This is a genomic window from Blastococcus sp. TF02-09 (assembly GCF_003319105.1).
Lineage (GTDB): Bacteria > Actinomycetota > Actinomycetes > Mycobacteriales > Geodermatophilaceae > Blastococcus.
Genome location: NZ_QOHH01000006.1, coordinates 161,005 through 173,979, shown reverse-complemented (window position 1 = coordinate 173,979; position 12,975 = coordinate 161,005). Strand labels below are relative to the sequence as shown.

Annotated in this window: 13 protein-coding genes; 4 read left to right on the top strand and 9 right to left on the bottom strand. The window is 74.1% G+C overall.

What is annotated here, in order from left to right:
- Positions 1-34: 34 nt before the first annotated feature.
- A complete protein-coding gene (ilvD, locus tag DQ239_RS11145; protein ID WP_113834608.1) occupies positions 35-1,699 on the bottom strand; it encodes a dihydroxy-acid dehydratase in 1,665 nt (554 codons plus the stop codon).
- 144 nt (positions 1,700-1,843) lie between these two features.
- Here ilvD and DQ239_RS11140 point away from each other — a divergent pair, with 144 nt between their 5' ends.
- The gene (locus DQ239_RS11140; protein ID WP_113834476.1) at positions 1,844-2,662 is read left to right on the top strand and encodes a helix-turn-helix transcriptional regulator; all 819 of its coding nucleotides are present in this window, start codon (positions 1,844-1,846) and stop codon (positions 2,660-2,662) included.
- A gap of 23 nt (positions 2,663-2,685) precedes the next feature.
- Positions 2,686-3,051, top strand: coding sequence for a PH domain-containing protein (locus tag DQ239_RS11135; protein WP_233489087.1), 366 nt, complete (start codon positions 2,686-2,688; stop codon positions 3,049-3,051).
- A gap of 67 nt (positions 3,052-3,118) precedes the next feature.
- Here the strand turns inward: DQ239_RS11135 and DQ239_RS11130 are convergent, their stop codons facing one another.
- Entirely contained in the window at positions 3,119-4,066 is a 948-nt protein-coding gene (locus DQ239_RS11130) for a 2-hydroxyacid dehydrogenase (RefSeq protein ID WP_113834475.1), read from the bottom strand.
- A 23-nt stretch (positions 4,067-4,089) separates the two neighbouring features.
- Here DQ239_RS11130 and DQ239_RS11125 point away from each other — a divergent pair, with 23 nt between their 5' ends.
- A complete protein-coding gene (locus DQ239_RS11125; protein WP_233489086.1) occupies positions 4,090-5,313 on the top strand; it encodes a PQQ-dependent sugar dehydrogenase in 1,224 nt (407 codons plus the stop codon).
- Here the strand turns inward: DQ239_RS11125 and DQ239_RS11120 are convergent.
- The 5 genes from DQ239_RS11120 to gatC are packed head-to-tail and all read right to left on the bottom strand — an operon-like array spanning position 5,276 to position 9,403.
- Positions 5,276-5,854 (bottom strand): GNAT family N-acetyltransferase, encoded by a 579-nt coding sequence (locus DQ239_RS11120; protein WP_113834474.1) that lies wholly within the window; start codon positions 5,852-5,854, stop codon positions 5,276-5,278. The genes DQ239_RS11125 and DQ239_RS11120 overlap by 38 nt on opposite strands.
- A gap of 9 nt (positions 5,855-5,863) precedes the next feature.
- Entirely contained in the window at positions 5,864-7,375 is a 1,512-nt protein-coding gene (gene gatB, locus DQ239_RS11115; protein WP_113834473.1) for an Asp-tRNA(Asn)/Glu-tRNA(Gln) amidotransferase subunit GatB, read from the bottom strand.
- Positions 7,372-7,575, bottom strand: a complete 204-nt coding sequence (locus DQ239_RS11110; RefSeq protein WP_113834472.1) for a hypothetical protein — start codon at positions 7,573-7,575, stop codon at positions 7,372-7,374. The genes gatB and DQ239_RS11110 overlap by 4 nt, the downstream gene beginning before the upstream one ends.
- Positions 7,572-9,089 (bottom strand): Asp-tRNA(Asn)/Glu-tRNA(Gln) amidotransferase subunit GatA, encoded by a 1,518-nt coding sequence (gene gatA / locus DQ239_RS11105; RefSeq protein ID WP_113834471.1) that lies wholly within the window; start codon positions 9,087-9,089, stop codon positions 7,572-7,574. Before gatA ends, DQ239_RS11110 begins: the two co-directional genes overlap by 4 nt.
- The gene (gene gatC / locus DQ239_RS11100) at positions 9,086-9,403 is read right to left on the bottom strand and encodes an Asp-tRNA(Asn)/Glu-tRNA(Gln) amidotransferase subunit GatC (protein ID WP_113834470.1); all 318 of its coding nucleotides are present in this window, start codon (positions 9,401-9,403) and stop codon (positions 9,086-9,088) included. The genes gatA and gatC overlap by 4 nt, the downstream gene beginning before the upstream one ends.
- A gap of 202 nt (positions 9,404-9,605) precedes the next feature.
- Here gatC and DQ239_RS11095 point away from each other — a divergent pair, with 202 nt between their 5' ends.
- Entirely contained in the window at positions 9,606-10,286 is a 681-nt protein-coding gene (locus DQ239_RS11095; protein WP_113834469.1) for an ACT domain-containing protein, read from the top strand.
- 42 nt (positions 10,287-10,328) lie between these two features.
- Here DQ239_RS11095 and DQ239_RS11090 read toward each other — a convergent pair whose 3' ends face one another.
- Positions 10,329-10,724, bottom strand: a complete 396-nt coding sequence (locus DQ239_RS11090; RefSeq protein ID WP_113834468.1) for a PPOX class F420-dependent oxidoreductase — start codon at positions 10,722-10,724, stop codon at positions 10,329-10,331.
- A 52-nt stretch (positions 10,725-10,776) separates the two neighbouring features.
- Entirely contained in the window at positions 10,777-12,936 is a 2,160-nt protein-coding gene (ligA, locus tag DQ239_RS11085; protein ID WP_199582888.1) for an NAD-dependent DNA ligase LigA, read from the bottom strand.
- Positions 12,937-12,975: the final 39 nt, after the last annotated feature.

Below are 12,975 nucleotides of genomic sequence, written 5' to 3'. Positions count from 1 at the left end.
TCACCCCTTGGGAGGGGGCCCGCCCGCGCCGGCGTCAGCCGCAGATCGCCCCCTTCGCGGCCGATCCGACCAGCTTGGCGTACTTGCCGAGCACCCCGGTGGTGTAGCGCGGGGGCAGCGGCGCCCAGCCGTCCTGGCGGCGGGCGAGCTCGTCGTCGTCGACCAGCAGGTCCAGCGTCCGGGTGCTGAGGTCCAGCCGGATGCGGTCGCCGTCGCGGACGAAGGCGATCGGTCCGCCGTCGGTCGCCTCCGGGGCGACGTGGCCGATGCACAGGCCGGTGGTGCCGCCGGAGAAGCGGCCGTCGGTGAGCAGCAGGACGTCCTTGCCCAGCCCGGCGCCCTTGATCGCGCCGGTGACGGCGAGCATCTCCCGCATCCCGGGGCCGCCGCGCGGGCCCTCGTACCTGATGACGACGACGTCGCCGGGCTTCAGCGTGCCGTCGGTGACAGCGTCCATCGCGCCCTGCTCGCCGTCGAAGACGCGGGCGGTGCCCTCGAAGGTGGTCGACTCGAAGCCCGCCGACTTGACGACCGCGCCCTCGGGGGCGAGCGAGCCGTGCAGGATGTCCAGCCCGCCGGTGCGGTGGATCGGGTCGTTCATCGCGTGGATGATCGCGCCGTCGGGGTCCGTGGGGCCGAGCTCGGCCAGGTTCTCCGCCATCGTCTTCCCGGTGACGGTGAGCACGTCGCCGTGCAGCAGGCCGGCGTCCAGCAGCGCCTTGAGGACGACGGGCACGCCACCGACGCGGTCGACGTCGGTCATCACGAACCGGCCGAAGGGCTTCACGTCGGCCAGCAGCGGCGTGCGGTCGCCGATCCGGTTGAAGTCCTCGAGCGACAGGTCGACCTGCGCCTCGTGCGCGATCGCCATGAGGTGGAGCACCGCGTTGGTGGAGCCACCGAGCGCCATGACGACGGTGATCGCGTTCTCGAACGCCTTCTTGGTCATGATCTGCCGGGCGGTGATGCCCTGGCGCAGGAGGTTCACGACCGCCTCGCCGGAGGCCAGGGCGTAGTCGTCGCGCCGGCTGTCCGGCGCCGGCGGAGCGGCGCTGCCCGGGAGCGCCATGCCCAACGCCTCGGCCACGCTGGCCATGGTGTTGGCGGTGTACATGCCGCCGCAGGACCCCTGCCCGGGGCAGGCGGCCTTCTCGATCGCGGTCAGCTCGTCGCGGCTGATGAGCCCGCGGGCGCAGGCGCCGACGGCCTCGAAGACGTCGATGATCGTGAGGTCCCGGTCGTCGAGCTTCCCGGGCATCGTGGAGCCGGAGTAGAGGAAGACGCTGGCGAGGTCGAGCCGCGCGGCGGCCATGAGCATGCCGGGGAGCGACTTGTCGCAGCCGGCCAACAGCACCGAGCCGTCGAGGCGCTCGGCGAACATGACGGTCTCGACCGAGTCGGCGATGACCTCGCGGGACACCAGCGAGGCCCGCATGCCCTCGTGGCCCATGGAGATGCCGTCGGAGACCGAGATGGTGCCGAACTCCATCGGGAAGCCCCCGGCGGCGCGGACGCCGTCCTTGGCCCGCTTGGCCAGCCGGTCCAGCGAGAGGTTGCACGGGGTGATCTCGTTCCACGACGAGGCGACGCCGATCTGCGGCTTGACCATGTCCTCGTCGCCCATGCCGACGGCGCGCAGCATCGCGCGGGCGGGGGCCTTGGCATCCCCGTCGGTCACCTCGTAGCTGCGCGGCTTCATCGAGCTGCGGGTCGCGCTGGCGGAGTCGTTGCCTGGGATGAGGTCCTCGCCGATCGTCACGGGACAGGAGCCTAGGCCGCTCCGAAGACGTGTCCGAGACGGTGCTGATACTGGTATCGACACCACCACCGACCGAGGACACCGATGACCGTCTCCGCACGTCGCGAACTGGCCGACTTCCTCAGCTCGCGCCGTCGCCAGCTGGCACCGGCCGCCGTCGGGCTCCCCGCCGGCAGCAACCGCCGCACGCCCGGGCTGCGACGGGAGGAGGTCGCGCTCCTCGCCGGGGTCAGCCACACCTGGTACACGTGGCTGGAGCAGGGCCGCGACATCCGGCCCTCCCGCCAGGTGGTCGACGCCCTGGCCCGCACGCTGCAGCTGTCGACGGCCGAGCGCGAGTACGTCCTGCGGCTCTCTGGCAACGACCCGCTCGCGGCGGTCGAGGCACCGGACGCGATGCCCGGGCACCTGCAGGGGCTGATGGACGCCCTCGGCTCCTCCCCCGCGTACGCGATCACCTCCAGCTGGTCGATCGTCGGCTGGAACCGGGCCTACGAGCAGCTCTACCCGGGGGTGGCCGACCTGGCGCCGGACGACCGGAACCTGCTCTGGGTCGTCTTCACCGATCCCGCCGTGCGGTCCCTGCTCGGGGACTGGGACGCCGACAGCCGGCGCTTCCTCGCCCAGTTCCGCGCCGAGGTGGGCCCCCGGCTGGCCGACCCCGCCGTGGTGGACCTGGTGACCCGGCTGCAGGCGGCCAGCCCCGCCTTCCGCGCGGGATGGGCCAGCCACGACGTCGACCGGTTCACCTCCACCGAGCGCCGGTTCGAGCACCCGGCGGTCGGCAGCCTGGTGCTCGAGCACCACCAGCTGACCCCGGCCGACGCTCCCGGCCTGCAGCTGGTGGTCTACACCGCGGCCCAGGCCGGCAGCGCCGCCAAGCTGGCCCGGCTGGCCGGCTGAGCCGTCTGGGAGGATCGGGAGTCGTGGACACCCCGGCCCGCTTCCGCATGAACCGCACCACGCTGCTGGCCGTGTTCGCGTTCGCCCTCTGCCTGACCACGCTGTCGGCGGCCTCGCCCTGGTTCCTGCTCGTGCTCGTCGTGCCGGCCCTGATCGCGGCCTGGGTGCTGCGCACCGGCTTCGACATCGACGGCGAGGCGGTCACCGTCCGCTCGCTGCTCGGCCGGCGCCGGGTGCCGTGGACCGAGGTGGCCGGCGTCCGCGTCGGCGAGCGCGCCGACCTCTGGCTGGTCACCACCGTCGGCACGGAGGTGCGGCTGCCCGCGGTGCGCGCCCGCGACCTGCCGGCCATCGGACGCGCCTCCGACGGCCGCATCCCCCTCCTCTGAAGGGACTGGAACGGCCCTCGTCAGGGTCCCGCCCCGAGCGTGCGAGGGGTGGGGGGACGAGGGTCCTTCAATAGGCGTCGACGACGTTCTCCAGCGGCTCGCCGGCCAGGATGCGGCGGAGCTGGTCGGTGACCGCCGCGGCGGCGCGCTCGTTCGTGCCGGGCACGTCCCCGCCCACGTGCGGGGTGATGAGCAGTCCGGGCGCCGACCAGAGCGGGTGCCCCTCGGGCAGCGGCTCCGGCTCGGTGACGTCGACCGCTGCGCGCAGCCGGCCCGCGGTCAGCTCGGCGAGCAGCGCGTCGGTGTCGACGACGACACCGCGCGCGGCGTTGACGAGCAGGGCACCGTCGCGCATGGCGGCGAGGAAGCCGGCGTCGACCAGGCCGATCGTCTCCTCGGTCACCGGCACGATGACGATCACGACGTCGGCCCGCGGGAGCAGCTCGGGCAGGTCGCTGGTCGGGCGGACGTCGTCACGGGCGGTGCGCGCGACGTAGGTCAGCTCGACGTCGAAGCCGGCGAGCATCCGGCCGATGCGGCGGCCGATGTCGCCCGCGCCGACGATGAGGACGTTCGCGCCGACGAGGCTGTGGTGGGTGCGCGGCGTCCAGCGACCGGCGTCCTGCTCGCGGACGAAGAAGGGCAGCCCGCGCTGGGCGGCGAGCGTCGCGGCCACCGCCCACTCCGCCGTCGACGGGGTGTGCGCGCCGCGGGCGTTGCACAGGACGACGCCCTCGGGCAGCTGGCCGGCGAAGCGCTCGGCTCCGGCGCTGAGCAGCTGGACGACGCGCAGGTCGGGCAGCGCGGCGAAGAACTCCTCGCCTGGCAACGGTGCGCCACCGGACCGCGGCACCCAGACCGCCGAACGGGTGGCGTCGCCGGTGGGCGGCCCGTCGGCCGCTGCCCAGCGGTGCGCGCGCACCCGCGGCGAGACCGCCTCGACCGCGGCTGTGAGCGCGCGCGAGGGAACGAGCACGTGCAGGGTGTCGTCGGCTGCGAGAGCGAGGTCGGCCACACCGCGACCCTAGGACCCCGCCGGTGCGACGACACGACAGCGGCGAGAACGCCGCCGGCACCGCGCCTGCTCGGGACGTCGTCGACGGCGACGACCCGGCCCCAGACGCACGTAGTGTGGAGGTCATGCGGCGGGCGACGGCGGGTGCGCTGCTCGCGGCCGCCCTGTTGCTGGCCGGGTGCGGCTCGGACGGCTACGAGCCCTCCGGCCCCTTCCGGCCGCTACCCGAGGGCGCGCCACCGGAGGTCGGGCCTCCTCCGTCGTCCGCACCGACCCCCGGTCGGCCCGCCGAGCCCGGTGCCGAGGAGGAGGGCGGCGATCCCAACGTCGTCGCCACCGGGCTGGCCGTGCCCACCGGCCTGGCCCTGCTGCCCGACGGCAGTGCGGTCGTCGGGGAACGCGACACCGGCCGCATCCTGCAGGTGTTCCCCGACCGCTCCCCCGCCCGCGAGCTGATGGTCGTGCCGGGCGTGGACACCGCCGGCGACGGCGGGCTGCTGGGGCTGGCGGTCTCCCCCACCTTCGCCGAGGACGGGCTGCTGTACGCCTACCTGTCCACCGCCGTCGACAACCGGGTCGTGCGCTTCCCGATCAGGGGGATGCCGAACGCGGTGCTCACCGGCATCCCGCGGGGCGAGGTGCACAACGGGGGCGGCCTGCTCTTCGGCGCCGACGGGAGCCTGTTCGTCGGCACCGGTGACGCCGGGAACCCCGCGCTGGCCACCGACCCCGCCTCGCTGGCGGGGAAGGTGCTGCGGATCGACGTGTTCGGCGGCCCCGTCGGACCGGACCGGGTGTTCACCAGCGGGCACCGCGACGTGACCGCCGTGTGCGCGGGCGCGGAGGACCGGCTGTTCGCCGCAGACGCCGCGCGGGGCGGCGCCGACGAGCTCGACGAGCTCGTCGAGGGGGCCGACTACTCGGGCCCGGCCGGCCCGGTGGTCGAGATCGTCCCCGGCGAGGACGGGCTGGGCGGCTGCGCCGTGCTGGGCCCCGCCGTCTTCCTCGGCGCGCTGGACGGCGAGCGGGTGCACGTCGTCCCCGTGGACGAGGGCGGCGCGGTTTCCGGCGAGCTCGAGGAGTTCCTCGGCGGGCAGTACGGCCGGCTGCGGACCGTCGTCGCCGACGCGCAGGGCGCGCTGTGGATCACCACCTCCAACCGCGACGGCATCGGCACGCCGGCGGCGGACGACGACAAGGTGCTGCGGATCAACCCGCCGTCGGCCGCCGGGGGCTCCCCGCTGTAGGTCGCAGGAATCTGTGGACGACGTGATCGCGGCTGTCCACCGGGTTGTCCGGCTCCAGCTCGCCGACGGCGTACCGGGTTCCACCGGCCCGCTCCAGCGCCCGCCACGACGCCTCGTTGGCCGCGACCACCGGGACGAGCACCTCGCCGGCGTCCGGGTGGTCGGCGAACCCGCGCGCCACGGCCGCGGTGATCATGGCCGCGCCCAGACCGCGGCCGCGGACGTCCGGTTCGCCCAGCAGGTAGTCGATGCTCAGCGCGCCGGGTGGCACGGGGCAGACCGCCGACAGCTCGGCCAGCGACTCCGGCTCGTCGTCGAACCGGTAGACCTGGACGAGCCCGACGGCCCGTCCCTCGTGCTCGGCGATGTACACGGCCGTGGGATCGGCGCCGTCCACCGTCGGGCCGTACTGCGCCTCGACCGCGTCGAGGGAGCTGTCGTCGTTCCACCAGCGGGCGACCAGCGGCTCGGCGAGCCAGCGGCCGACCATGGGGAAGTCCGCGCGACGCAGCGCGCGCAGCTGCACCTCCGGCCGGGCCACCCGGTCAGGCTAGGAGGAGACGAGCCGCTCCTCGAGCATCCGCTTCACCGTGGCGGCGTCGGCCTTCCCGCGGGTGGTCTTCATGACCGCACCCACGAGCGCGCCGATGGCCTGCACCTTGCCGCCGCGCACCTTGTCGGCGACGTCGGGGTTGCCCTCGATCGCGGCGTCCACGGCGCTGACCAGCTCGTCGGACTCGCCCATGACGGCCAGCCCCCGCGCCTCGACCACGGCTGCCGGGTCGCCCTCGCCGGCCAGCACGCCGTCGAGGGCCTGGCGGGCCAGCTGGTCGTTGATCGTGCCCGCCGAGATGAGCCCGATCAGCTCGGCCACCTGCGCCGGCGTGACGGCCAGCGCCGCGAGCTCGGTGCCGGTGTCGTTGGCCCGGCGGGCGAGGTCACCCAGCCACCACTTGCGGGCGTCGGCGGGCGAGGCCCCGGCGGCGACGGTGTCGCTGACCAGCTCGACGGCGCCGGCGTTGACCAGCCAGGCCATCTCCGTCGGCGAGATGCCCCACTCGTCGGACAGGCGGGTGCGCCGGGCCGCCGGCAGCTCCGGCAGCTCGGCCAGCAGGGAGGCCACCCACTCCTCGTCGGGCGCGACCGGCACCAGGTCGGGCTCGGGGAAGTACCGGTAGTCGGTCGCCTCCTCCTTGCTGCGGCCGGGCGACGTCGTGCCGGTGTCCTCGTGGAAGTGCCGGGTCTCCTGCGTGATCGTCCCGCCGGCATCGAGCACCGCCGCCTGGCGGCGCATCTCGTACCGCACCGCCCGCTCCACCGAGCGCAGCGAGTTGACGTTCTTGGTCTCGGTCCGGGTGCCCCACTCCAGGCTGCCGATCGGCGCCAGCGAGGTGTTGACGTCGCAGCGCAGGTTGCCCTGCTCCATGCGGACCTCGGAGACGCCGAGGGCCACCAGGACCTCGCGCAGCTCGGTGACGTAGGCCTTGGCGACCTCGGGAGCCTTGGCGCCGGCGCCCGGGATCGGGCGGGTGACGATCTCGACCAGCGGGATGCCGGCGCGGTTGTAGTCGATGAGCGAGTGGTCGGCGCCGTGGATGCGGCCGGTCGAGCCACCGACGTGCAGGTTCTTGCCGGTGTCCTCCTCGAGGTGCACCCGCTCGATCTCCACGCGGTAGGTCTCGCCGTCCACCTCGACGTCCAGGTGCCCGGAGGTGCACAGCGGCTCGTCGTACTGCGTCGTCTGGAAGCCCTTGGGGATGTCCGGGTAGAAGTAGTTCTTCCGGGAGAACCGCGCCCAGGTGGCGATCCGGCAGCCCAGCGCCAGGCCGATGCGGATGGTCGACTCGATCGCGGCGGCGTTCGCCGTCGGCAGGGAGCCGGGAAGGCCCAGGCAGGTGGGGCAGGTCTGGGAGTTCGGCTCGGCGCCGAACGTGGTGGCGCAGCCGCAGAACATCTTGGACGCGGTGCCCAGCTCGACGTGGGTCTCCAGGCCCATCACCGGCTCGTAGCGGGTGAGGACCTCGTCGAAGTCGACGAGCCGGTCGGCGGTGCTGGTGCTCATGGGGTCGGGCCCTCCTTGGGGGCGGTGCCCCGGCCGGCGGAGCGCTCGGCGCGGCCGGTGAGCACGGCGCCGGCGGCGGTCAGCACGCCCAGGACGAGGAAGACGGCGAAGACGGGGCGGTCGGTGACGAGCCAGCCGACGACGCCCGCGACGATGACGAACGCGGTGAGGGCCCACGCCGCCTTCAGCGGGGCGCTCATGCGGCGCTCCGCACCGGCAGCTGGTCGAGGAAGCGGGAGCCGCGGGCGGCGTCCTGCGCGGCCTCCAGCGCGGCGGCGACCTGGTAGCACCGGTCGTCGGCCAGGGCCGGCGCCATGACCTGGAAGCCGACGGGCAGCCCGTCGGACAGGCCGCACGGGACCGAGATCGCGGGGATGCCCGCGAGGCTGGCCGGCAAGGTGCACAGGTCGGCGGCGTACATGGCGATCGGGTCGTCGACGCGGGCGCCGACCGGCCAGGCGACGGTCGGGCTGGTCGGGCTGACCAGCACGTCGACGTCCTCCCAGGCGGTGGTGAAGTCCCGCGTGATCAGCGTGCGGACCTTCTGGGCCTGGCCGTAGTAGGCGTCGTAGTAGCCGCTGGAGAGCGCATAGGTGCCGAGGATGATCCGGCGCTTCACCTCGGGCCCGAAGCCCTGCTCGCGGGTGAGCGCCATGACCTCGTCGAGGTCGCGGTCGCCGTCGTCGCCGACCCGCAGGCCGTAGCGGACGCCGTCGAAGCGGGCGAGGTTGGACGACGCCTCGCTCGGGGCGATGAGGTAGTAGGCGGGCAGCGCGAGGTCGAAGGCCGGGCAGGACACCGGGCGCACCTCGGCGCCCAGGCTCTCCAGCAGCGCCACCGTCTCGGCGAAGCGGGCGAGCACGCCGGCCTCGTAGCCCTCAGTGTGCCCGTCCCCGCCCAGCTCGGTGACGACGCCGACGCGCAGGCCGGCCAGGTCGCCCTCGGCGCCGCGGCGCGCGGACTCGGCGAGCACCGGCACGGGTGCGTTGATGCTCGTGGAGTCCAGCGGGTCGTGGCCGGCGATCGCCTCGTGCAGCAGCGCCGCGTCGAGGACGGTGCGCGCCATGGGGCCGGCCTGGTCGAGGCTCGAGGAGAAGGCGATGAGCCCGAACCGGGACACCGAGCCGTAGGTGGGCTTGTGCCCGACCAGGCCGGTGACGGCGGCCGGCTGGCGGATCGAGCCGCCGGTGTCGGTGCCGATCGCCCACGGGGCGAGCCCACCGGCGACCGCGGCCGACGACCCGCCGGAGGAGCCGCCCGGGATGCGGTCGTGGTCCCACGGGTTGCGGGTGACCCGGTACGCCGAGTTCTCCGTCGAGGAGCCCATGGCGAACTCGTCCATGTTGGTCTTGCCGAGCAGCACGGTGCCGGCGTTCTTCAGCCGGGCGGCCAGCGTCGCGTCGTACGGCGGGCGCCAGCCCTCGAGGATCTTCGAGCCGCTCGTCGTCGGCACGCCCTCGGTGACGACGACGTCCTTGAGCGCCAGCGGGATGCCGGCCAGCGGGCCGAGCACGCCGCCGTCGGCCCGGGCGGCGTCGACCTGCTCGGCGGAGCGCAGCGCGGCCTCGGCGTCGACGTGCAGGTAGGCGCCGATCGCGTCGTCGTCGGCGGCGATGCGGTCGAGGTAGGCGCGGGTGAGGTCGGCGGAGCTGACCTCACCGGCGGTGAGCAGACGGCCGAGCTCGGCGGCGTCGGTGGTGGTCAGCTCGCTCACGCCTCCTCCCCCAGGATGCGCGGCACGCGGATCCGGCCGTCCTCGGCGGCCGGCGCACCGGCCAGGACGACGTCACGGGGCAGGCTGGGCCGGGCGACGTCCTCGCGGAAGACGTTGGTCATCGGCACCGCGTGCGTCGTCGGCTGCACGTCGGCGACCTCGGCCTTGCCCACCTGCGCGACGGCGTCCAGCACCGCGCCCAGCTGGCCGGCGAAGAGGTCGAGCTCCTCCTCGGTCACGGCCAGCCGCGACAGGTGCGCCAGGTGGGCCACCTCGTCACGGGTCAGTCGGTCCTTGCGGGACGGCGTGCTCATGCGGGACGGAACTCCACTTCGAGGGGAACGGCCGGCGCGGCCACCGCGGTCGGGGGCCGGGACCGGGACCTTCCCACTGTACGTGGGGGGTCTGCCCGGGTCCGCACCGTGAGAGGCTGCCCCCGCAGCGATCAACGGCGATCTCTCGAGGACCCCCGCCCGGCAGACGCCCGGGGAGCCCGAAGCGATCCTGGGAGGAACCGTGTCCTATCTCCTGCGCCTGGTCATGCCCGACCGCCCCGGCATCCTCGGCGCGGTCGCGACCGCGCTGGGCACCGCCGGCATCGACATCGTGTCGCTGGACGTGCTCGAGCGCGGTACCGGGGTGGCCGTCGACGACGTCGTGGTCGACCTGCCCCCGGACCGGCTGCCCGACAGCCTCATCACCGTGGCGCAGAGCGTGCCCGACGTGCGCGTGGAGTCGCTGCGACCCTTCGCCGGCCCGCTGGACACCCACCGCGAGCTGGAGCTGCTCGAGGCGCTGGCGCGCGCCGGCGGCAACCCGCCCGACCCCGAGATGGCCGCCAAGCTGCTCGCCGCGGAGCTGCCGCGGGTGTTCCACAGCGGGTGGGCGGTGGTCCTCGACTGCGGTGACGGTGGCTGGTCAGTGCGGTCGGCGTCCGAGGCGGCCCCGTCCTTCGACGGCGTGACGCTGCCGTGGATGCCGCTGACCGGCGCGCGGCTGCTGCCCAGCGACGAGGACTGGCTGCCCGAGCGCTGGCGGGAGATGGCCATCGAGATGATGGCCGCGCCCTACGGCGGGGATGCCTGCGCGGTCGTCATGGGCCGCTCCGGCGGCCCGGCGTTCCGCCGCTCGGAGCTGCTGCGGCTGGTGCACCTGATCGGCATCGCGTCGACCGTCACCCACCTGCCGCCGGCCTGAGACCGCTGCCTCCGACGACCCGGGGGCGACCGGTGGTGGTGCTCAGCCGCGCGGTGAGGTGACCTTCTCCGGGGAGATCCGGAGCAGCAGGCGCACCTGGTCCCGGCCGCCGAACCAGGGGTACGGGCCGCCGGTGTAGCGCCGGGAGAGCGCCTCGATGTGCTCGCGGGCGCCGTCCTCGGTCACCTCGGTGACGCGGCCGCGCACCTCGACGTAGCGGCTCGGGTCGTCGGGGTCGGCCACGTTCAGAGCCACCCGCGGGTCGCGCTCGACGTTGCGGACCTTCTGGTGTCCCCGGACGGTGTTGATCAGCACGTCGCGCCCGTCGGTGTCGACCCAGGTCTGCGTCATCTGCGGCGAGCCATCGGGCATGAGCGTCGCCAGGAAGCAGGGGCTGGGGCGGCGGAGCAGGTCGGCCAGGTCTGCGGGCAGGGACACGGGGAGGTCCTTCCGACGGAGTGGATCCCGCACCTACCCGCGCCCGCGGGCCTCACTCCGCGGGCGGCTCGCTCCCGTCACCGATCGTCGCGACCTCGCGGGCGGCGTCCGGGCCGGCCTCGAGCAGCACCCGCAGGCCGTCGTCGTCCAGGATCGGCGCCTTGACCTGCACCGCCTTGTCGTACTTGCTGCCCGGGTCGGCACCGACCACCACGAAGCCGGTCTTCTTCGACACCGAGCCGGTCACCTTGCCGCCGCGCTCCTGGATGGCGGCGATCGCCTGGTCGCGGCTGTAGTCGCGCAGCGAGCCGGTGACCACGACGGTGACGCCGGTCAGCGGACCGGGACCCGCGTCGCTGCCCTCGTCCACCATCCGCACCCCGGCCCGGCGCCACTTCTCCACCAGCTCGCGGTGCCAGTCGACCTCGAACCAGTCGCGGACCGACCTGGCGATCGTGGGCCCGACGCCGTCGGCCGCGGCCAGCTCGTCCTCCGACGCCTCCGCGATGCGGTCCAGCGACCGGAAGTCGCGGGCCAGCGCCTGCGCGGCGGTGGGGCCGACGTGCCGGATGGAGAGCGCGACGAGCACCCGCCACAGCGGCACGTCCTTGCGGCTCTGCAGGTTGGCGAGCAGTTTTGCCCCGTTGGCGCTGAGGGTGCCGTCCTTCTTCGTGAAGAACGACGACCGCTGCAGCTTCTCCTCGTCGAGGAAGAACAGGTCGCCCTCGTCGGTCAGCAGGTGGCTCTGCAGCAGCGCGATCGCCGCCTCGTAGCCGAGGTTCTCGATGTCGAAGGCGCCCCGGCCGGCGACGTGGAAGACGCGCTCCCGCAGCTGGGCCGGGCAGGACCGGGCGTTGGGGCAGCGGATGTCGGCGTCGCCCTCCTTCTCCGGGCGCAGCTCGGTGCCGCACTCGGGGCAGTGAGTGGGCATGACGAACTCGCGCTCGTCGCCGGTGCGGGCGGCCACGACCGGGCCGAGCACCTCGGGGATGACGTCGCCGGCCTTGCGGATGACGACGGTGTCGCCGATGAGCACGCCCTTGCGCTTGACCTCGCTGGCGTTGTGCAGCGTGGCCAGCTGGACGGTCGACCCGGCCACCTTCACCGGCTCCATGTAGGCGAACGGCGTGACGCGCCCGGTCCGGCCGACGTTCACGCGGATGTCGAGGAGCGTCGTCGTCGCCTCTTCCGGCGGGTACTTGAACGCGATCGCCCAGCGGGGGGCGCGCGAGGTCGAGCCGAGCCGGCGCTGCAGGGCGTACTGGTCGACCTTGACCACCACCCCGTCGATCTCGTGCTCGACGGAGTGCCGCTGCTCCTTGGTCCGCTCGATGTAGGCCCACACCGCCTCGAGGTCGTCGACCACCTCGGAGCGGTCGCTCACCGGCAGGCCCAGCGCGCGCAGCCGCTCGTAGGCGGCCGACTGCCGGTCGACGTCGAAGCCCCGGTGCGCCCCGACCCCGTGCACGACGAGCCGCAGCGGCCGGGAGGCGGTGACCTTCGGGTCCTTCTGCCGGAGCGACCCGGCGGCCGCGTTGCGCGGGTTCGCGAACGGGGCCTTCCCCGCCTCGACCAGGCCCGCGTTGACGTCGGCGAAGCCGGCCACCGGGAAGTAGATCTCGCCGCGCACCTCGAGGAGCTCGGGGACGTCGTCGCCGGTCAGCTGCTGCGGGACGTTGGCCATGGTGCGGACGTTGGCGGTCACGTCCTCCCCCGTCGTCCCGTCGCCCCGGGTCGCGGCCCGGACCAGCCGGCCGCTCTCGTAGACGATGGCGACCGCGACGCCGTCGACCTTGAGCTCGCACAGGTAGCTCGCACCCGCCGCGCCGTCGCGCTCCACGCGTGCCGCCCAGGCCGAGAGCTCGTCGGTGCTGAACGCGTTGTCCAGGCTCTGCATCCGCTCCAGGTGCTGCACCGGCGCGAAGGTCGCGGTGCCGCCGAACCCACCGTTGACCTTCTGGCTCGGGGAGTCGGGCGTCACGAGCGCGGGGTGGGCCGCCTCGATGGCCTTGAGCTCGGCCATCCGCTCGTCGTACTGCCCGTCGCTGACCAGCGGCTCGTCGCGCACGTAGTACGCGAAGGCGTAGCGGTCCAGCTCCTCGGAGAGGTCCCGGTGGCGCGTGCGCGCCTCGTCGGGGACCTGCGTGACGTCCTCGCGGTCGACCGCGGCCTCGACGACCGGCTCGTCCAGCGCAACGGGATCGGTGCTCACGGGGGAACGGTATCCGGCACGTACGACGACGAACCGGCC

Coding starts and splice junctions, on each gene's coding strand:
- ilvD (WP_113834608.1), bottom strand. CDS start 1,699: ATGAAGCCGCGCAGCTACGAGGTGACCGACGGGGATGCCAAGGCCCCC.
- DQ239_RS11140 (WP_113834476.1), top strand. CDS start 1,844: ATGACCGTCTCCGCACGTCGCGAACTGGCCGACTTCCTCAGCTCGCGC.
- gatB (WP_113834473.1), bottom strand. CDS start 7,375: ATGAGCACCAGCACCGCCGACCGGCTCGTCGACTTCGACGAGGTCCTC.
- DQ239_RS11110 (WP_113834472.1), bottom strand. CDS start 7,575: ATGAGCGCCCCGCTGAAGGCGGCGTGGGCCCTCACCGCGTTCGTCATC.
- gatC (WP_113834470.1), bottom strand. CDS start 9,403: ATGAGCACGCCGTCCCGCAAGGACCGACTGACCCGTGACGAGGTGGCC.